This is a genomic window from Caballeronia sp. LjRoot34, from assembly GCF_964253815.1.
Taxonomy (GTDB): Bacteria; Pseudomonadota; Gammaproteobacteria; order Burkholderiales; family Burkholderiaceae; genus Caballeronia.
On record NZ_CAXUSB020000001.1, the window covers coordinates 3,050,914 to 3,070,680 of the forward strand.

Annotated in this window: 18 protein-coding genes and 1 tRNA gene; 12 read left to right on the forward strand and 7 right to left on the reverse strand. The window is 60.3% G+C overall.

Annotated elements, in window-relative coordinates:
* The first annotated feature begins 22 nt into the window (after nucleotides 1–22).
* Entirely contained in the window at nucleotides 23–298 is a 276-nt protein-coding gene (locus tag ACSQ36_RS13710) for a hypothetical protein (protein WP_031363462.1), read from the forward strand.
* Nucleotides 298–786, forward strand: a complete 489-nt coding sequence (locus ACSQ36_RS13715) for a GNAT family N-acetyltransferase (RefSeq protein WP_213766828.1) — start codon at nucleotides 298–300, stop codon at nucleotides 784–786. Before ACSQ36_RS13710 ends, ACSQ36_RS13715 begins: the two co-directional genes overlap by 1 nt.
* On the opposite strand, the gene rmuC is transcribed toward ACSQ36_RS13715, so the two are convergent.
* The 4 genes from rmuC to pncB form a co-directional block, all read right to left on the reverse strand.
* The gene (rmuC, locus tag ACSQ36_RS13720) at nucleotides 783–2,282 is read right to left on the reverse strand and encodes a DNA recombination protein RmuC (protein ID WP_436182279.1); all 1,500 of its coding nucleotides are present in this window, start codon (nucleotides 2,280–2,282) and stop codon (nucleotides 783–785) included. The two genes, ACSQ36_RS13715 and rmuC, sit on opposite strands and share 4 nt — an antisense overlap.
* Nucleotides 2,279–3,259 (reverse strand): 2-hydroxyacid dehydrogenase, encoded by a 981-nt coding sequence (locus ACSQ36_RS13725; protein WP_436182280.1) that lies wholly within the window; start codon nucleotides 3,257–3,259, stop codon nucleotides 2,279–2,281. The genes rmuC and ACSQ36_RS13725 overlap by 4 nt, the downstream gene beginning before the upstream one ends.
* A 10-nt stretch (nucleotides 3,260–3,269) precedes the next feature.
* Complete coding sequence (locus tag ACSQ36_RS13730; RefSeq protein ID WP_436183171.1) at nucleotides 3,270–4,661, reverse strand: sodium:proton antiporter; 1,392 nt, start codon at nucleotides 4,659–4,661, stop codon at nucleotides 3,270–3,272.
* Nucleotides 4,662–4,891: 230 nt separating this feature from the next.
* The gene (gene pncB, locus ACSQ36_RS13735) at nucleotides 4,892–6,082 is read right to left on the reverse strand and encodes a nicotinate phosphoribosyltransferase (RefSeq protein ID WP_436182281.1); all 1,191 of its coding nucleotides are present in this window, start codon (nucleotides 6,080–6,082) and stop codon (nucleotides 4,892–4,894) included.
* A 441-nt stretch (nucleotides 6,083–6,523) separates the two neighbouring features.
* Here pncB and fdxA point away from each other — a divergent pair, with 441 nt between their 5' ends.
* The 8 genes from fdxA to kdgD all read left to right on the forward strand — a co-directional run bounded on the left by fdxA (nucleotide 6,524) and on the right by kdgD (nucleotide 13,243).
* A complete protein-coding gene (gene fdxA, locus ACSQ36_RS13740; RefSeq protein ID WP_089159225.1) occupies nucleotides 6,524–6,847 on the forward strand; it encodes a ferredoxin FdxA in 324 nt (107 codons plus the stop codon).
* A gap of 132 nt (nucleotides 6,848–6,979) precedes the next feature.
* Nucleotides 6,980–7,055: transfer RNA gene (locus ACSQ36_RS13745), tRNA-Asn, on the forward strand.
* Nucleotides 7,056–7,436: 381 nt separating this feature from the next.
* Entirely contained in the window at nucleotides 7,437–7,679 is a 243-nt protein-coding gene (locus ACSQ36_RS13750; protein WP_436182282.1) for an antitoxin, read from the forward strand.
* A complete protein-coding gene (locus ACSQ36_RS13755; protein WP_436182283.1) occupies nucleotides 7,676–8,068 on the forward strand; it encodes a type II toxin-antitoxin system VapC family toxin in 393 nt (130 codons plus the stop codon). Before ACSQ36_RS13750 ends, ACSQ36_RS13755 begins: the two co-directional genes overlap by 4 nt.
* Nucleotides 8,069–8,377: 309 nt before the next feature.
* Nucleotides 8,378–9,121, forward strand: a complete 744-nt coding sequence (locus ACSQ36_RS13760; protein WP_436182284.1) for a FadR/GntR family transcriptional regulator — start codon at nucleotides 8,378–8,380, stop codon at nucleotides 9,119–9,121.
* Between the two features lie 512 nt (nucleotides 9,122–9,633).
* Nucleotides 9,634–10,881: an MFS transporter gene (locus tag ACSQ36_RS13765; RefSeq protein ID WP_436183172.1), complete on the forward strand. Its 1,248-nt coding sequence runs from the start codon at nucleotides 9,634–9,636 to the stop codon at nucleotides 10,879–10,881.
* A gap of 31 nt (nucleotides 10,882–10,912) precedes the next feature.
* Nucleotides 10,913–12,271, forward strand: coding sequence for a glucarate dehydratase (gudD, locus tag ACSQ36_RS13770; protein ID WP_436182285.1), 1,359 nt, complete (start codon nucleotides 10,913–10,915; stop codon nucleotides 12,269–12,271).
* Nucleotides 12,272–12,325: 54 nt separating this feature from the next.
* Nucleotides 12,326–13,243 (forward strand): 5-dehydro-4-deoxyglucarate dehydratase, encoded by a 918-nt coding sequence (kdgD, locus tag ACSQ36_RS13775; RefSeq protein WP_436182286.1) that lies wholly within the window; start codon nucleotides 12,326–12,328, stop codon nucleotides 13,241–13,243.
* Between the two features lie 220 nt (nucleotides 13,244–13,463).
* Here the strand turns inward: kdgD and ACSQ36_RS13780 are convergent, their stop codons facing one another.
* Genes ACSQ36_RS13780 through ACSQ36_RS13790 form a run of 3 tightly spaced genes read right to left on the reverse strand, consistent with a single transcriptional unit; the run spans nucleotide 13,464 to nucleotide 16,197 of the window.
* Nucleotides 13,464–14,048, reverse strand: a complete 585-nt coding sequence (locus ACSQ36_RS13780) for a LutC/YkgG family protein (RefSeq protein WP_436182287.1) — start codon at nucleotides 14,046–14,048, stop codon at nucleotides 13,464–13,466.
* A 2-nt stretch (nucleotides 14,049–14,050) separates the two neighbouring features.
* Nucleotides 14,051–15,457: a lactate utilization protein B gene (locus ACSQ36_RS13785; RefSeq protein ID WP_436182288.1), complete on the reverse strand. Its 1,407-nt coding sequence runs from the start codon at nucleotides 15,455–15,457 to the stop codon at nucleotides 14,051–14,053.
* On the reverse strand, nucleotides 15,454–16,197 hold the full coding sequence (locus tag ACSQ36_RS13790) for a (Fe-S)-binding protein (protein ID WP_436182289.1): 744 nt from the start codon (nucleotides 16,195–16,197) through the stop codon (nucleotides 15,454–15,456). The genes ACSQ36_RS13785 and ACSQ36_RS13790 overlap by 4 nt, the downstream gene beginning before the upstream one ends.
* Before the next feature lie 1,705 nt (nucleotides 16,198–17,902).
* Here ACSQ36_RS13790 and ACSQ36_RS13795 point away from each other — a divergent pair.
* Together ACSQ36_RS13795 and ACSQ36_RS13800 are read left to right on the forward strand one after the other, a co-directional pair.
* Nucleotides 17,903–18,688: a FadR/GntR family transcriptional regulator gene (locus tag ACSQ36_RS13795; RefSeq protein ID WP_436182290.1), complete on the forward strand. Its 786-nt coding sequence runs from the start codon at nucleotides 17,903–17,905 to the stop codon at nucleotides 18,686–18,688.
* The gene (locus tag ACSQ36_RS13800) at nucleotides 18,685–19,746 is read left to right on the forward strand and encodes an aldose epimerase family protein (RefSeq protein WP_436182291.1); all 1,062 of its coding nucleotides are present in this window, start codon (nucleotides 18,685–18,687) and stop codon (nucleotides 19,744–19,746) included. Before ACSQ36_RS13795 ends, ACSQ36_RS13800 begins: the two co-directional genes overlap by 4 nt.
* Nucleotides 19,747–19,767 lie beyond the last annotated feature (21 nt).

Here is a 19,767-nt window from a genome sequence, read left to right on the forward strand (position 1 = left end):
TGACTGACGGGGCTTTTCCTTCATGAAAAAACAGATTTCGTTCATCGCGCCGGGACAAACGGCCAAAGCGCTGATTCTCGTGTACCTGACCTTCAGCGTACCGATCGTGTTGCTCGGCGTACTGGTTGCGTTCTTCCGATACGGCTCGGTCGAGCTGAGCACCGTGACAAGCGCGCTGCTGCTCAATGCAATCCTCGGCTTCATCTTGCTGTGGATTGCGTGCCACGCATACAACTGGGTGGCGTCACGGTTCGGCGGCATTGAGATCGTCTTGTCCGACGCACCGGAAGAGGCATGATGAGCGCTCAGATCCGACCCGCCGCACCCGCCGACGTCAGCGCGATCTTTGGCTTGATGATCGAGCTGGCTGAGTTTGAAAAACTCATGCATATGTTCATTGCGACCGAGGGCGGCGTACACGACGCGCTATTCGGGGCGCGGCCGTCCGCCGAGGCGCTGGTAGCCGAAGAGAACGGGCACATCGTGAGCTATGCGCTGTTCTTCCACAATTACTCGACCTTTCTCGGCAAGCGCGGCTTGTTTCTCGAAGACCTGTACGTGAAGCCGGCCACACGTAGCAGTGGTCTCGGCACAAAGATGCTGCGTGCTTTGGCGGCCCTTGCGGTGGAACGTCAATGCGGCCGCTTCGAGTGGACCGTGCTCGACTGGAATCAGAACGCCATCGGCTTCTACGAGAAAATGGGCGCAACCGTGCTGCCCGACTGGCGCATCGTGCGCATCACCGGCGACGCACTGGCTACGCTGGCTTCGCCTGCCGCGGTCTAAGGCAGACTCGCACCGGGCTCGTCGCGTTCTGCGGGTTCTTCACGTTCCTCACGTTCATCCCCGAGCAGGTTGGCCGCCTGCTCGCCCGGCAATGCTTCCACGTCACGCAGTTTCTTGCTCATCTGGCGCGTACGCGTTTCCGCCGATTCAATGGACCGCGTCACCGCTTCAAGCTGCGACCGCGTCTTCGACAGCACTTCTCCAAACTTCCTGAACTCCGTTTTCACCGCGCCGAGCACTTGCCAGACTTCACTGGAACGCTGCTCGATTGCCAGCGTCCTGAAGCCCATCTGCAAGCTGTTCAGCAGCGCGGTCAACGTGGTCGGACCTGTCACGCTCACCCGGTATTCCCGCTGCAGAAAATCGGTCAGCCCCGGACGGCGCAGGATTTCCGCATACAGGCCCTCAGTCGGCAGGAACAACAACGCGAAGTCAGTGGTGTGCGGAGGCGCGACGTACTTCTGTGCGATGGCCTTCGCTTCCGCGCGAATGCGGCCTTCCAGCGCACGTGACGCTTCCTCGACCGCGACTACGTCAGCGCGATCTTGCGCATCGATCAACCGCTCGTAGTCCTCGCGCGGAAACTTGGCGTCGATAGGCAGCCATACCGGCGTAGCCACCGCATTCGCGCCACTCTGGCCGGGCGCGTCGTGACGGCCGGGCAGCTTGATCGCGAACTCCACGCGGTCGTTGCTCTTCGGGATGGTTGCAACATTCTTCGCGTACTGGTCCGGCGTCAACAACTGCTCGAGCAACGATTCGAGCTGCACTTCGCCCCAGGTCCCACGCGTCTTGACGTTGGTCAGCACCTTCTTCAAGTCGCCGACACCCGCCGCCAGCGTCTGCATTTCCCCCAATCCGCGATGCACCTGCTCCAGCCGGTCCGACACCAGCTTGAACGATTCGCCAAGCCGTTGCTCCAGCGTGGCGTGCAGCTTTTCGTCGACGGTACGGCGCATTTCTTCGAGCTTCGCCGCATTGTTCGCTTCGATATCCTTCAGCCGCGCTTCGAGCGTCGCGCGCACTTCGCTCAGACGACGGTCATTCGACTCCGACATCTGCGCGAGCTGCAGCGTGAGTGCATCGCCGAAACGCTTCAGCGCCTGGCTTTGTTCGTCACGTGCGTGTTGGCTTTGCAGAGCGTTGCTTTCCGTCAGCGTGACAAGTTGCCGGGAGAACGCTTCAAGCTGCGTGTTCTGGACGTTCGCCATGCTCGCAAGTTGCGTCGCGAGCGTCTGCTGGAATTGAGCGAACGCCGTGCCCGCCTCGGTACGCGACGCGCGGGATGTCTCGGTGACTTCGCCCCTCACGTTGCGTTCGAGCCGTTCCTGGGCGCGCGCATGCGCTTCGCCCATATCGATAATCCGATCAGCCAGCGCCTCGAACTGCTCCTCGACACCTGTTTCGCGCTTCGGCCGCAACAACAGGATCAACGTGATCACCAGAGCGATCGCGAGGACCGCGACACCCACGCTCAACAGCAACAACAGGGTCATTTCTTCAGGACGTCCGGATTGATCGGGTTCGGCGGATTGCCTGCGCGCGGACCTTCACCCAGCGCGGCGATCAGGTTGTCCGCAGCGAGATTGGCCATGGCCCGGCGCGTGGATTCGGTCGCGCTTGCAATATGCGGCGTCAGCACGACGTTCGACACCGTCAGGAAATCACGATTGAAATTCGGCTCGCCTTCGAATACGTCGAGCCCCGCCGCCGCGATGGTCTTGTTACGCAGCGCCTGGATCAGCGCAGCGTCGTCCACAATCCCGCCGCGCGCGATGTTCGTCAGGGTAGCGGTAGGTTTCATGCTTGCCAGTTCAGCCGCGCCAATAGTGTGGTGATTCTCGGCGGTGTACGGCAACACCAGCACGACGTGGTCGGCGCGCTTCAGCAAGTCAGCCTTCGATACGTACTCCGCGTTCAGTTCCGCCTCGATCTCCGGCGCGACGCGCGAACGGTTGTGATAGATCACGCGCATGTTGAACCCGCGGGCGCGCCGGGCGAGCGCCTGGCCGATGCGCCCCATGCCGAGCACGCCGAGCGTGGAGCCGAATACGTCCGTACCGAGGAACGCGTCGTAGGACCATGTGCCCCACTTGCCCGCGCGCAAGAAGTGCTCCGATTCCGCGATGCGCCGTGCGGCGGCCATCATCAATGCCCAGCCGAAGTCCGCTGTGCTTTCGTTCAATACGTCAGGCGTGTTGGTGCCGAGCACGCCGTGCGCGTTCAACGCCTGCATGTCGAAGTTGTTGTAACCCACGGCCATGTTCGACACGACCTTCAGATTCGGCGCGCCTTCAAGGACCTTCGCCGTGACGGGATCGCCTGCAAGCAAAGCGCCATCGCGGTCGGCCATGCGGCGCGCGAATTCGTCGGGGCTAAGCGGTGCGCCCGGATTGGCATCGACTTCAAAATACTGCCGGAGACGTTCGATCACGTCCGGGAAAATGGGGCGGGCAACCAGCACTTTCTTCATCGACTTTCTCCTAAAAGAACAACCATCCAGTAAGCAGGAACAAGGGCAGCAAAATGACTGCCGACCAGCCGAGATACGCGAAGAATCCCGGCATGACAATGCCGCGCGATTCGGCAATCGCCTTGACCATGAAGTTGGGCGCGTTGCCGATGTAACTGTTCGCGCCCATGAACACAGCACCGGCCGAGATGGCGGCGAGCGTGGTGGCGCCGGTCGTCATCAACGTTGGGGCATCGCCGCCGGCGAGGTTGAAGAACACGAGATAAGTCGGCGCGTTGTCGAGAAACGACGACAGCAGGCCCGTCGCCCAGAAGTACGCAATGTCGACTGGCTTGCCGCTTGCATCGGTCACCATGTGCACGATACCGGCGAACGCACCGTCCGCACCCGAGCGCAGGATCATGATCACGGGCGCGATGGTGATGAAGATGGCGGCGAACAACTTCGCGACTTCTTCAATGGGCGCCCAGTTGAACGCGTTGCCCGCGCGCGCGCTTTTCGGCGTGAGCATGAGCGACAAGAGCGTCACCACGACAAGCAGCGCATCGCGCACGACGTTCTGCAACGCGACGTGCGTACCGAATACATCGAACTCGATGCTGGGTTTCCACAAGCCGCTCATCAGCACGAGCACGACCACCGCCGCGAGCAACACAAAATTGATCTTGCCGTCCACGCTCAATGGTGTTTTCACCTCACTCCGATGCACCACGTCTTCCTTCGCGAAGTAATAGCGGTCGAGCGCGTAGAAAAGTGCCAGCAGAACCACGCAGATGAAGAGCGTTGGCGCGGCGAGGTGCACCGTGGTCCAGAAAAAACTCACGCCATTCAGGAAGCCGAGGAATAGCGGCGGATCTCCGAGCGGCGAAAGCGAACCGCCGGCATTGGCCACGAGAAAAATGAAGAACACCACGCGATGCACAACGTGCCTGCAACGTTCATTGGCGCGCAACAGCGGGCGAATCAGCAGCATGGCCGCGCCCGTCGTTCCCATGATGCTGGCGAGCACCGTGCCAAGCGCGAGCAACCCGGTATTCAGGCGCGGGGACCCGTGCAGGTCACCATGCAGGCAGATGCCGCCCGCGACGGTAAAGAGCGCCGTAAGCAGGATGATGAACGGCACATACTCTTCCAGCATGGCATGCACGAAGGTCGTGAACGCAACCTGCGTACCAAAGCCAAGCGCAAAAGGCACCAGGAACACGAGCGCCCAGCCCGCCGATATCTTGCCGAAATGACGATGCCAGGCGTGCGGCGCGATCAGCGGCACGATAGCGATGGACAACAGGATGCCGGCAAACGGAAGTGCCCACAGCGCAGACAGCGTGGCGCCATCAAGCGATGCCGCGTGGGCAGTCAACGGCAACAAGAGGAGCACCAGGCCTTGCCATAAGCGTCGCATGGTCACGGACGTGCTCATGCGGGAGCACCGGTGTTTGCGACTGCGGTCCGGGCACGCAGCCGTAAGCCCTGGTCTCTTGAGTTCCAATGTGCGGCCGATGTATTCATGATGCTGCCCTCGTTGGCCTGTGTGTCGATCAAGGACTTGATTATAACGAGCGCTCCCGCTCGAATAACCTCGACCGAATGGCTAACGCTGAGCAGCACCGGCCCTCAGGAACGCCGCGCGGGTTACAGCTCTTCCACGGGTTTGGCGATGTCGAACACCTGGCGCAGGTAGGCAAGGTAGGCCTGGTCGTCGCACATGTTCTTGCCGGGGGAATCGGAGAGTTTGGCGACGGGCTGGCCATTGCAGCGAACCATCTTGATCACGATCTGCAACGGCTGATAACCCAGGTCGTTGGTCAGGTTCGTGCCCACGCCGAAAGCGAGCTGACAGCGGCCCCGGAAACGTTCGTAAAGGCGCAGGACCTTCGGGATATCGAGTGCGTCGGAGAATACGAGCACCTTGGTGCGCGGGTCACAGCGGTTCTCTTCGTAATGACGGATCAGGCGCTCGCCCCAGTCGAACGGGTCGCCGGAGTCGTGGCGGGCGCCATCGAAGAGCTTGCAGAAGTACATGTCGAAGTCGTTCAGGAACGCCTTCATGCCATAGACGTCGGAGAGCGCAATGCCCAGGTCGCCGCGGTACTCCTTCGCCCACATTTCGAAGCCGAAGATCTGCGAATCGCGCAGCCGCGGACCGAGCGCCTGGCAAGCCTGAAGGTACTCGTGCGCCATGGTGCCGAGCGGACGCAAACCGTGCTTCTTGGCGTAGTAGACGTTGCTCGTGCCCGTGAACTGTTCGCCCAGGCCTTCCTTCAGCTTGAGGATGACCTCCTCATGCCACTGCTTGGAAAAACGCCGGCGGGTGCCATAGTCGGCGATCTTGCAGTCGGAAACTTCAGGGCGGCCGCCGAGCAGCTGGATCTTGTCGCGCAGGCGTTCGCGGCCGGTATCGAAGGTCGGGTCGCGTTGCGTGTTGCGAAAATAGACCTCGTTGACAATCGCGAGGATCGGGATCTCGAACAGGATGGTATGCAGCCATGGTCCGACAATATCAATGTCGATCTCGCCGTTCTGCTTGGCGGACGGCTTGATCGTGACGGCCTTCTCGTTGAGATGAAAGAGCGCGAGGAAGTCGATGAAATCGCTCTTGATAAAGCGCATCCGGCGAAGGTATTCGAGTTCGTCTTCCTTGAAGCGCAGATGGCAAAGCTGGCGCACTTCGTCGCGTATCTCATCTATATACGGCACGAGATCGACATCCGGCGTGCGGCAGCGGAACTTGTATTCCGCGTGCGCCGCCGGGAAGTGATGCAGCACGACCTGCATCATCGTGAACTTGTAGAGATCGGTATCGAGCAGCGAATGGATAATCATGGTTCCAGACGAACGGCTAGGAAAACGGGTAAAGGCGCGGGTAGAACCGCCCACAAGAGCGCGGATAAAACCGCAAACGGACCCGGCACGCCCCGACGCACTGGATGCTTTGCCCCCGGCGGCCTCCAGCGCATGTTACCCGAAGTGTCCGCCCGGAGCGCCGTCCCCACGCGGCCGATACACGCCGGACAGCGGGCGCGTGGAAGCTGATTGGCGGCCCATAAACAAATCACTAAAGGATATAAGGCCTTCTGGCCGGGGGTCGCGCTCAAATATACCGGTACGCTACAATATCGGTTTTGGCGCGCAGATCGTGCACAGTCGGGCTATATACCGCCCCGAATAGAGATACTCGGTTAGAGACCCTCGGTTCGCTGGTTGGACCCCGACGTTCATGTCGCCCTTGCCGCCGCCCCACGAATTCCGTATGCAGGAGCCTGAATGACTCACGTTGTGACCGAAAGCTGCATTAAGTGCCGCTATACCGATTGCGTGGACGTGTGCCCGGTGGATTGCTTCCGCGAAGGACCCAACTTCCTCTCGATCGATCCTGACGAGTGCATCGACTGCGCTGTTTGCGTCGCCGAATGCCCGGTCAATGCAATCTATGCCGAAGAAGATGTCCCCGGCGATCAACAGCACTTCATTGAACTGAACGCCGAACTATCGCGCGGCTGGCCGAGCATCACCAAGACCAAAGCGCCGCTGCCCGAAGCCGACGAATTCAAGGACGTGAAAGACAAGCTCGAACTGCTGGCGCGCTGAGCCGGAGGGACCGTGCGTTGTCGCATCATGAGTAACGCTTCGCCTGTTTGTGACTTTTTGAATTGAGATGAACGCAGGGTGTTGACAGGCTAGATTCCCCTCCATATAATTTCATTTCTCTGCTGCAGATGTTCCTCGATAGCTCAGTTGGTAGAGCGCCGGACTGTTAATCCGTAGGTCCCTGGTTCGAGCCCAGGTCGAGGAGCCAAGAAGGTTTCAGCTCAAAAAGCCCAATCGAAAGATTGGGCTTTTTGCATTTCCGGGCATCAAATCAAGTCGCCCAGATCTACGCTAATGTTCGGCACCCTGCCCACGTTTCTGCGAGATTTGCATGGCTTGCGCCGAAGGATCGCGCAACTCGATTTATCGTGCCATCGCCTTCATTCGTGCGAGGCAAATCGGGCAACCCGGGCTCGCCACCTCTCCTGCCAACTTTCCACGGACTGCTAACGATATTGAGCAACCGAACCGACAGCGGAATGCGCGCTTATCAGCGCGCGCAATCAGCGCATCCAGCATCGACAACGGGCTCACCGAGCCGGCATTGAATGGTATATACTTTTGCTATATATCATTTCACGAGGTGCTTATGGACACCGCAAAGGTTTTTTGGTCGGGCCGGTCTCAGGCCGTGCGCCTGCCGAAGGAATTCCGGTTGGATGCCGACGAAGTGCGCGTTCGCCGTCATGGCCGCGCCATCATTCTCGAGCCGATCGCGAGTGACTGGGCGTGGCTGGATTCAGTCGTCGGTCCGCTAGACGACGACTTCGCTGAAGCCGCACGCGAGAAGCTGCCAGAACAAGATCGCCCGGATCTGGACTTTTTCAAGTGAATTATCTGCTCGACACGAATGCCGTTATCGCCTTGATGAAGGGCCATAGCGGTTTTTTGACGCGGCTCCGTCAGCACCAGCCGCGGGATTTCGCCATGCCGTCTATCGTCGCTCATGAGCTCTATTTCGGCGCTTACAAGAGCCGGCACGCCGCGGACAATCTCAGGCGCGTTGAAGCGCTGCAATTCGAAATTCTCGACTTCGATCCGGAAGACGCTCGCCGCGCCGGTGAGGTCCAGGCGCAGCTCGCTTCGGCAGGAACACCAATTGGGCCCTACGACGTCTTGATTGCCGGGCAGGCGCTAGCGAGATCGCTCACGCTCGTGACTCACAATATGCGCGAGTTTCAGCGCGTGTCCGGCCTGAGCGTCGAGGACTGGGAAAGCTGACCGCTACACGCGTGAGCCCTGCCGGACCATCGCATCGCGCAGAATAAGCCGACCCCTGCGCCCACTCCACGCCGATATCCGACCGACATAGCGCGCAATCCGCTGCCTTACCAAAAAAGAGACTGGAAGCAGACACCTCGCGTGATGCCCTTCTCCACGCCTCACCCTTCTCCACCACGCCTAAACCGACTTCGATCACCGCCCCCATCGAATCTTTAAGATAGTCGTCAGACAACGGTATAATCTGGCAATCCAACCGCATCTCTGAACTACGACGTCGCCACCCCGCTGACCCAAGGAGCGCTTCTGATGGTCGAATCCCTCACCTCTGTCGTGACACCCCGACGCGCCCGTAACCTGGCGGAGAGCGTGTTCGACTACGTGATCGAACAGATCGAATCCGCCGCGCTGAAGCCAGGCGACAAACTGCCCACCGAAGCGAAACTCATGGTGACGCTCGGCGTGAGCCGCACGGTTGTGCGCGAAGGCATTTCTCGTCTGCAGGCCAACGAGGTCATCGAAACACGTCATGGTATTGGCAGTTTCGTGCTGGAACCGCGCCGCGAAAAACTGGGTATCGACATGGTGCCGGCCACGACGCTGCGCGACGTGTTGTCCGTACTCGAACTGCGCATCAGCCTGGAAACCGAATGTGCCGGCCTGGCAGCGCAACGCGCACAGCCGGAAGATCTTGTGCGCATGCGAACGGCGCTCGACGCGATAGAAGCCACCAGCCGCAACGGCAGCGACAGTGTCGCGGCCGACCTCCAGTTCCACATCGCGCTCGCGCAGGCGACTGGGAACCGCTATTTCGTCGATATCCTGACCCAGATGGGCACCGCCCTGATTCCGCGCAACCGCATCGATTCAGCGGGGATCGCGAAAGCCGATCCGAAAGCGTATGTCTCGCTCGTCAATCTCGAACACGAGAGCATTCTCGAAGCAATCACGCGACGCGACGCCGAAAGCGCGCGCGCCGCCATGCGCATGCATTTGTCGAACAGCCGCGAACGCTTGCGCCGCGCGAATCAGTCAAGCGAAGCGGCCGGCTGAAAGCGGCCCGCGTAGCAAAACGCTTATTTGCCGGTGGTCGAGGCGGTCGAGACGGCATAACCAGCCCGACCCATCAAGCTAAGCACCGACCCATCAATCTCACAGGCGGGCGCCTGCAGCCGCGCAGCAGCAGGCGCCCACCGATCCAATCACGAACCTTTCAATATCAATCATCTTGTCTGACGTCCGACTTTAATACATAATTTCGCCAGCCCACATAATGGAGCTACTGCCCCGTTCATCAAGAATTTCAGCACGATTCCGGGTTAACACCCATTTTGACAGTTCTCATACAACTCTTAGAATGTCATCAGACAACATATCACACGTTAGAAACTGCCAATCTGCTCGCTATTGCCTAGCCGCATAAGCGCTCGCGCCGATAGCCCGGACTGACCGGGCCGCCATCCGGAGATGAATTTTTGACACCCGATCCCGCCTTATCGACATCCGACGCGCTGACATCGGCGGCCTCAAAAGTTAAACGCCACGTGCTGCCGCTTTTCCTGATCATGTTCATCGCGAACTACATCGACCGGGTGAACATCGGCTTCGTCAATACGCATATGCAGACGGACCTGGGGATTGGCGCAGCGGCCTACGGGCTGGGGAGCGGCTTGTTTTTCATCGGCTACGCGTTGTTCGAAGTGCCGTCGAATGTGCTGATGGCGCGCTTCGGCGCACGCGCGTGGCTCACACGGATCATGTTCACATGGGGCCTGGTCGCCGGCGCGATGGCCTTCACCTGGAACGACACCTCGTTCTATGTCATGCGGTTCCTGCTGGGCGTGGCCGAAGCGGGCTTTTTCCCGGGCGTGGTGTATTACTTCACGCAATGGCTGCCGCAAAAGGAGCGCGGCAAGGCGGTCGCGATTTTTCTGGGCGGCTCGGCACTGGCGTCGGTGTTATCGGGGCCCGTGTCGGGCGCCCTGCTTTCGATACGCGGCTTCGGCCTGCACGGCTGGCAGTGGATGTTCCTGGTCGAGGGCCTGTTTTCGATCCTGCTGTGCGGTGTGAGCTGGTTCATGCTCAAGTCCCATCCCCGCGATGCCAAATGGCTGACGGCGCAAGAACAACAGGCGCTGAGCACCGCTATTGCCCGCGAGCAGGCGGAGCGCGAAGCGGCCGGCAACGCGCATCTGCCGATCACAAAACTGTTGAAAGACCCGCAGATCGTGCTGTTTTGCGTGCTGTATTTCGCGATCCAGTTGACTATTTATGCAGCGACGTTCTGGCTTCCGACCATCATCCGCAAGATGGGCGGCCTGAGCGATTTCCAGGTCGGTCTCTATAACGCCGTGCCGTGGCTGATCGCCATGTTCGCGATGTACTGCTTCGCGGTGTTGTCGGCGAAATGGCGCTTCCAGCAAGCGTGGCTCGCGCTCGCGCTGGTCATTGCCGCGTGCGGACTGTTTGCATCGACATCGGCGAACCCGGTCTTTTCGTTCGTCGCCATCTGCTTCTCTGCGATCGGTTTCAAAGCGGCGGCGTCGCTGTTCTGGCCGCTGCCTCAGGGATACCTCGATGCACGCGTCGCCGCCGGCGTGATCGCGCTGATCAACTCCGTCGGCAATCTGGGCGGCTTTTTCGCGCCGGCGGCGTTCGGCTATCTGCAGCAGCACACGGGCTCGATCTCGGGCGGTCTGTACGGACTCGGAATTGCATCGATCATTGCGGCTGTCATCGCGTTTTTCGCGAAGGACCGGTTGACCGGCCGTCCCGAACACGCCACCGAACCAAACCCGACCCCGGCCGCTTAAGAGCCCGAATCAACTCACACTGACCACATCCATGTCCACGAACCCAAGCGTTTCAACCGCTGCGAACGCCACGCCCACCGTCATCGAACTGCGCGTGATCCCGGTTGCCGGCCGCGACAGCATGTTGCTGAACCTGAGCGGCGCACACGGCCCGTTCTTCACGCGCAACATCGTGATCCTGCGTGACAGCGCGGGGCACACGGGTGTGGGCGAAGTGCCGGGCGGCGAGAGCATTCGGAAGACTATCGACGACGCGCGCCCGCTCGTCGTCGGCCAGTCGATCGGCAATCTGCACGCCGTACTCAACACCACGCGCAAACAATTCGCCGATCGCGATGCAGGCGGACGCGGCACGCAGACCTTCGACTTGCGCACGACCATCCATGCCGTGACGGGACTCGAAGCCGCGTTGCTCGACCTGCTCGGCCAGCATCTGGGCGTGCCCGTCGCCGCGCTGCTAGGTGAAGGCCAGCAACGCGATGAAGTGGAAATGCTCGGCTACCTGTTTTATATCGGTGATAAAAACAAGACCGACCTGCCCTACTCCTCCGGGACCGATGCGACCGATGACTGGACCCGCCTGCGCCACGAAGAAGCGATGACGCCTGAAGCTGTCGTACGACTCGCGGAAGCCGCGCACACGCGTTATGGCTTCAACGACTTCAAGCTGAAGGGCGGCGTGCTCTCGGGCGATGCGGAAATTGAAGCGGTCACGGCACTCGCCGAACGCTTCCCGAACGCCCGGGTGACGCTGGACCCGAATGGCGCGTGGTCGCTGTCCGAAGCCGTGCGCCTGTGCCGCGACCAGCATCACGTGCTCGCCTACGCCGAGGACCCGTGCGGTGCCGAAAACGGTTATTCCGGCCGCGAGGTCATGGCTGAATTCCGTCGTGCCACGGGCCTGCCGACGGCGACTAACATGATCGCGACCGACTGGCGTCAGATGGGCCACGCGATCCAGTTGCAATCGGTGGACATTCCCCTCGCCGACCCGCATTTCTGGACGATGCAAGGCTCGGTGCGCGTGGCGCAAATGTGCAACGAGTGGGGCCTGACGTGGGGGTCGCACTCGAACAATCACTTCGACATTTCGCTCGCCATGTTCACGCACGTCGCGGCGGCGGCGCCCGGCAAGATTACTGCCATCGATACCCACTGGATCTGGCAGGACGGCCAGCGATTGACGCGCGAGCCGCTGCAGATCGTTGGCGGCAAGGTGAAGGTGCCGGCGCGGCCGGGACTGGGCGTGGATATCGATATGGACGAACTCGAGAAAGCCCACGCGCTGTATCGGGAACACGGTCTCGGCGCCCGCGATGACGCCATCGCGATGCAGTACCTGATTCCGAACTGGACCTTCGATAACAAGCGCCCGTGCCTCGTGCGCTGATTTCCTTAATGGCTTGCTGTAACTGCTGATTCAAAAACCAACTCGCGACCGACCATGACGACACCTCAAGAGCTCAAGCAAATCGTTTCCGAAGGGCTGCTGTCCTTTCCGCTGACCGACTTCGACGAACAAGGCGATTTCCGCGCTGATACCTATGCCGCGCGTCTGGAGTGGCTTGCGCCCTATGGCGCGACGGCGTTGTTCGCGGCCGGCGGCACGGGCGAATTTTTCTCGCTGACGCAGAGCGAATATTCAAACGTGATTCGCACAGCGACGGAAACCTGCAAGGGCCGTGTGCCGATCCTCGCCGGTGCGGGTGGCGCGACGCGGGTGGCTATAGCATATGCACAGGAGGCCGAACGGCTTGGTGCGAACGGCATTTTGCTGATGCCGCATTACCTGACTGAAGCCAGCCAGGAAGGCATTGCCGCGCACGTCGAACAGGTGTGCAAGGCGGTGAAGAATATTGGCGTGATCGTGTATAACCGCGCCAATTCGAAGCTCAACGCCGACATGCTCGAACGGCTCGCCGATACCTGCCCGAACCTGATCGGCTTCAAGGACGGCGTGGGTGAGATCGAAAACATGGTGACGATCCGTCGCCGGTTGGGCGACCGGTTCTCGTATCTCGGCGGTTTGCCGACGGCCGAGGTTTATGCCGAAGCGTACAAGGCGCTGGGCGTGCCGGTGTATTCATCGGCGGTATTCAACTTCATTCCGAAAACCGCGATGGAGTTTTATAAAGCGGTGGTATCGCAGGATCATGCGACGACTGGCCTTCTGCTCGATGAGTTCTTCATGCCGTATCTGGCGATTCGTAACCGCAAAGCGGGTTATGCAGTGAGTATCGTGAAGGCAGGGGCGAAGCTGATTGGTCGCAGCGCCGGCCCCGTGCGCGCGCCGCTGACCGATCTGACCGAAGACGAAATGGCGCAACTCGATGTGCTGATCAAGAAGCTCGGCGCTCAGTAAAGTCCGTAATAAGCTTCCCCGCCGCAAGCAGCGGGGTATTGCTGCACAGAGACTCGTACGCTTCGCGCCTCGGGTCTGGCTCCAGTGCCCTGACGGACACGGCAAAGATCGCTTACGCTGCAAGCAGCGGGGATTCGATCCGAAGAGATTAAAAGGCCGTTCCAACGCGAGTTGGAACGGCCTTTCTGCGCTTGGCGTCACGTATGAACGCACTCTCGATCTAAGCCGCGAGCAACACCACCGTCAGCGACCGCACGCCTTGCGCGCCGCGAATCAGCACGCCTTCGATATCCGCCGTCGCCGATGGCCCCGTCACCAGCACGGCATAACGCGCGGCCTTGAAGTCATCGCGTCGATACACATCCTGCAGCCCATCCACAATCTGCGCGGGATCGAGCAGCACGATCAGATGCTGCACGAGATAACCGATCGAATTGACGATGTATTCGTCCTCGCTGAACCACACCGAGCCCGTTTCCGCCACGCCGAAGCGCGCGCGTACCACGCCGGCATCGACGTCCTGCAGTAACGCGGGCGACATATCGGCGGTGAGCGCGCGGTTTCCTTCTATACCCGGCACGGCCGACGCGACTATCGCGTCCGGGGCGAGACGCTCGGCGAGCAGCGCACGCACCGTGTCCAGCGATTCGCCTTCGATGATTGTCCCTCCCATCGCGGTCAGGGCGGTGCGAAAGCGTTCGAGGCGTTCACCGGGCGGGGTATCGAAGAGCGGTACGTCGGGGCGCGGCCTTGCAGCCGGTTGCGCCGCGCGGATCTTGGCGAGAAAAACGTCACGCGTGGTCATCGTCATTTTGCTGCCTTGCGATTTTTCTTGTACCACTCGTGGAAGGTTTCAGCGGGCGTTTCGGGCAGATCGCGTTGCCGGCCCCAGATGTTCAGCGGGTTATAGAGCACGAAGTTCGGCAGCCGCTTAAGCGCGCCGCCCAGCGACGCAACGGTGCCTCGATACAGCGTCGGACTGGCCAGCAAGCGCCCCGCCATTTTCAACACTTCCTGCTTCACGAACGGCACTTCATGATTCGCCGCGATGACTTCGCGCCACTTGTAGATCTGCTCGTGAATGTTGACCTTCGTGGGGCAGACGTTCGTGCAACTGCCATTGAGCGTCGATGCAAACGGCAGGCTGCTGAAGCGTTTCATATCGTAAGTAGGATTGATGATCGCGCCGATCGGCCCGGAGTACGTAAAGCCGTACGACAAGCCACCGCTGCGCCGATACACCGGGCACGTATTCATGCAGGCGCCGCAGCGGATGCATTTGAGCGAGTACCAGAAATCCTCCATCGCGAGGCGTTCGGAACGGCCATGATCGACAAGGATGTAGTGCATCTCCGAGCCCGGCCGGGGCGCACGAAAATGCGAGGTGTATTGCGTGATCGGCGAACCGAGCGCACTGCGCGACAGCATGCGGATAAATACGCCGAGATCGGAAATCCTCGGAATCAGCTTTTCGATACCGATCGATGCAATGTGCAATGGCGGCACATTCGCCGACAAATCCGCATTACCCTCGTTCGTGCACACGACGACCGTTCCGGTCTCCGCGACCGCGAAGTTGCAGCCGGTCATGCCCGCAGTCTTTTCGCGCACGAAATACGGGCGCGTGTTCATGCGCTGGCTTTCGGCGAGATAGTGGATATCGCTGTTCTTGGGATCGGTGCCGATCGTGCGGCCAAAAAGTTCGGCGACATCCGCGCGAAGTTTATGCACGGCGGGCACGACCATGTGGCTTGGGTCCTGATTATCCAGTTGCTGGATGCGCTCGCCGAGGTCCGTTTCCATCACCGTGATGCCGCGCGGCTCGATGTACTCGCGCATCTTGCATTCATCGGTGAGCATGGATTTGCTTTTGACCAGCGTGGTGAGGCCCCGCTCGGACATCAACTGGTAGACGATTTCGTTGTGCTCTTCGGCCGTCGACGCGTAATGCACGATCACGCCGTGCGACTCGGCCTGGGTGATGAACTGGTCGAGATAATCGGCGAGATTCGAAAGCGTGTGTTCCTTGATCCCCGATGCCAGGTCGCGCAGCGTCTCCCATTCGGGTATGCCGTGGGCTTGGGCGTCACGTTTGCTGCGCAGATCCCAGAGGCGTTTATCGTGGAAAGCGACGTGATCTTCCTTCGCGATGAACGCGCCCGCCGCCTTCGCGTGGTCGAGCCGTTTGCTTTTTCCCTTCACGACGTCGCTCATGAGCGTGCTCCGTTCAGGACTTGGGCGATGTGGATAAACCGGGCATCGAGTTTCAGGCGTTCGGCGCAGCCTTGCTGATGCATGAGGCAGGACATATCGCCGGAGACAATATATCGCGCGCCCGCGCCGAGGTGATCGCGGACCTTGTCCTGCCCCATCCTCACCGATACCGCTTCTTCGGTCACTGAAAACGTGCCGCCGAAGCCGCAGCATTCGTCGGGGCGTGTGAGCGTGACGAACTCGATGCCTTTGACGCCTTCGAGTAGCGTGCGGGGTTTGGAAAACGGCGCCCCGCCAATTTCCGATGCCGAGACTTCCTTCAAATGTCGGATCGCGCTGCAGCTATTGTGCAAGCCCACGCGGTGCGGGAATTCGGCCCATGGGAATTCGCGCACTTTCAGGACATCGTGGAGAAATTCGACGAGTTCGTAGGCGCTCGTCCGGACCTTGCGCACGGATGCGGTCTGCTCGATGGCCGTTAGATGCTCGCGCACGTGATGGATACAACTCGCCGATGGGCCGACCACGTAGTCGTAATCAGCGAAATTGCGGGCGAATACGCGCTCGGCGCCGGCCGCTTCTTTTTGCGCGCCGCTGTTCGCCATTGGCTGGCCACAGCAGGTTTGTTCCTCTGGGTAATCGACTTCTACGCCCAGGCGTTCGAGCAATTCGAGTGTCGCGATGCCGACTTCGGGATAGAACGCATCGATGAAACAGGGAACGAACAGGGCGACTTTCATTGGGCGGGGTGGCCTGAAAACAGGCGGTTTTTGAAGTTTGGTAAACTTGCGCCAAGTTGGTAAGCTTGGTCTGACCACGACTTTAAAGTTTGCAGTGTTTCAAGTCAAATGGGGTCGATGGCCGAATGGGGTCGCTGGCGCTTTTTTTGGGGAGGGGGTGAGGGGGGCAGCGGGTGGGGGCGGGTTGGTCGGTTCTGGGGTTCGTGGTCGGGGTCAATGCCGGGTTGTTGCTTTCAGCGTTAGCAGTCTGCGAGAGTCGGATTTTCTCTTTATCACTATTAGCCACTGTGCGTGGCGGCACGTCATTTCTTTGTCCAAAGCGACAAAGAAACGAAGCAAAGAAAACGCTTTCAACCACGCTACCCTAAGTGTCCACAGCGTGCAGTTTCTATTCATAGGTGCCCCAAAAGCACGGTGCTCGCCAGAGCGAAGGATGTGTGAACCCCTCCTTCTCGCGAATCCTGACACGAACACGCTTCGCCCCCAACGCTCTCGGGCAAGCACCATTTCCAAGGAACCACCACGGATGCGGGAACCCCTCCTTCTCGCGAATCCTGACATGAACACGCTTCGCCCCCAACGCCCTCGGGCAAGCACCATTTCCAAGGAACCACCACGGATGCGGGAACCCCTCCTTCTCGCGAATCCTGACATGAACACGCTTCGCCCCCAACGCTCTCGGGCAAGCACCATTGCCAAGGAACCACCATGGATGTGTGAACCCCTCCTTCTCGCGAATCCTGACATGAACACGCTTCGCCCCAACGCTCTCGGGCAAGCACCATTGCCAAGGAACCACCACGGATGTTTGAACCCCTCCTTCTCGCGAATCCTGACATGAACACGCTTCGCCCCCAACGCTCTCGGGCAAGCACGAATTGCCCAGGAACCGGTACGGCCTCACGCGTTCTGCATGCTTCGTTTTTTGGTGGATTGGCTGCTTGGTCGGCGTGGTTATTTTGTGGGGTCACAGCTTGATCCGTAGCAGCTCGACGCGACGCGTATTTACTGCCTCAGTCTTTGGTGAGTTGGCTACGCGGCCTACACCGCTATTTTCGTCGGCTACGGCCTTGCATATTTTGGGGCTTTATTACTTGGTAGGTTGGCGGCGTGGTTCGAGACGCGTACAAATTCGAAGGTCGGTTATCCGCGGCCGCACCCACGCAAATAACTGTGGGGGCCACGCGGGTAACTCAGCAAAACTGGAGCAGTAACACGCGTGGTGCCGTGACCTACCGACATAACCGTCGGACCACGTAGCTGACACGCGAAGAGCGCGGCAGCCAGAACGCGTGAGGCCGCGCGGGTTCCTTGGCAATGGTGCTTGCCCGAGAGCGTACGGGGCGAAGCGTGTTCGTGTCAGGATTCGCGAGAAGGAGGGGTTCATACATCCGTGGCTCTGGCGAGCACCGTGCTTTTGGGGCACCCATGAATCAAAACTGCACGCTGTGGACACTTAGGGTAGCGTGTTTTAAAAGCGCTTTCTTTGCGTCGTTTCTTTGTCGCTTTGGACAAAGAAACGACGTGCCGCCACGCACAGTGGCTAACAGCGATAAAGAGAAAATCCGACTCTCGCAGACCACTGACGCCGAAAGCAGCAACCCGGCACTGACTCAGACCGCTGACCTAGGAGCCTGGCCCCCTAACCCCAAGACCACCCCCCGGACCAACCCCAAACCCCGAGTGCGAACGAACATCTCCTTTCATGCCTTTTAAACCCGTCCATTCCTACACCCGCACACGCATCGCCGATGTCGTCTCCGACCAGATCCGGGCGCTGATCACGAGCGGCGCATTAACGCCCGGGCAGCGCCTCCCCGCCGAACGCGATCTCGCGGAACAACTCAACGTCTCGCGCCCATCGCTGCGTGAAGCGCTGATCCGGCTGGAATCGGATGGATTTATCCAGACTGCTGCGCGCAGCGGCTTCGTCGTATCGGATGTCACCGCACCGCTCGTCTCCGCGCCGCTCGCCGCGTTACTGAGCCAGCATCCAACCGCCAGCGCCGATGTCCTCGAACTCCGTCACGGCCTCGAATCGCTCGCAACGGGCTACGCGGCGGAACGGGCAACCCCAAGTGATCTGGCGCGCATCACGGACGCGTTCAACGCACTGAAAACCGCCGCGATCGAACCAAAACGCACCCACATAGCGGAACACGACGCCGCATTCCATCTCGCTATTGCCGATGCCACCCACAACCTCGCCCTGGCCCACGTGATGCACGGCCTGCAAGAACTCGTGCGCGAATCAATGCTGACATCGCACCGGCTGGTCGACTACGACAACGACGTGGAAGCGAACTTGCTGGCGCAACATCAAGCTATCTTCGATGCCATCCTCGCCCGCGATCCACCACGCGCCCGCGAAGCCGCAGGCGCCCATCTGGATTACGTCAGCGCGCTTTATCGCGACCGCTTACTCCGCTTATCCAAGCCTGAAGCACCCCGCCATCCCGCAAAAAATCAGAATCCGGAGACCACACCATGACTATTTCCAGCGCCCACTGGGGCAATCTCGCGGACGGCACGCCCGTCGATCTCCACACGCTCAGCCATGACAATGGCTTGGCGGTATCGGTGACCAATCTGGGCGCGGCCCTCGTCTCCTGGCTCGCGCCGGATCGCGACGGCCATCTGGCCGATATCCTGCTCGGCCACGACACTCCTTCTGAGTACACAACCGGTCCTGCCTACATGGGCGCGATCGTCGGACGCTGGGCGAACCGCATCGCGGACGCTCGCTTTTCACTCGACGGCGTGGAGTACCAGCTCGAAGCCAATCAGCCGCCGAACTCACTGCACGGCGGCTTCCAGGGCTTCAGCCACAAACTCTGGCAAGCCCGGCACACCGAGGACGCATTGGTCCTCACGCTGGAATCGCCCGCCGGCGACAGCGGTTTCCCCGGCACGCTCACCGTCCAGGTGACCTACACGTTCACCGACGCGGGCGAACTGACGATCACCTACCATGCCTTCACGGACGCCCCCACGCCGCTCAATCTCACGAACCACGCGTACTTCAACTTGTCGGGCGTGGACTTGACGACTATCGACGATCACGAGATCGAGCTCGCCGCCGATCAGTTTTTCGCCATCGATAAACATACGATTCCGACCCATCTGGAAGACGTCGCCAATACCCCGTTCGACTTCCGCACGGCCGCGCTTCTCGGACCGCGTCTCCACACCCGCGACAACGAGCAAGTCACGCTGGCGGGCGGCGGTATCGATCATTGTTATGTATTGCGCACCGCAGCGCCGGTCACCGAACTGCCGGAAATGCGGCGTGTCGCGGCCGTTTATCATCCGGGCAGCGGACGCGAGCTGATTGTCTCGACCACCGAACGCGGGTTGGTGTTCTACACCAGCAACAGTCTTGAAGGCGTGCCGGGCAAGCGCGGCGTGACCTATCAGAAACACGGCGCGCTCTGCCTGGAAGCAGGCGGATTTCCAAACCAGATCAACATGGACGACGCGGAAGACGTCGTGTTGCGCCCCAACGAGCGATACAGGCAAATCACGCGCTACGCCCTGCGCGTGAGGTAAAAACGAGGCGAAAAAAAACGT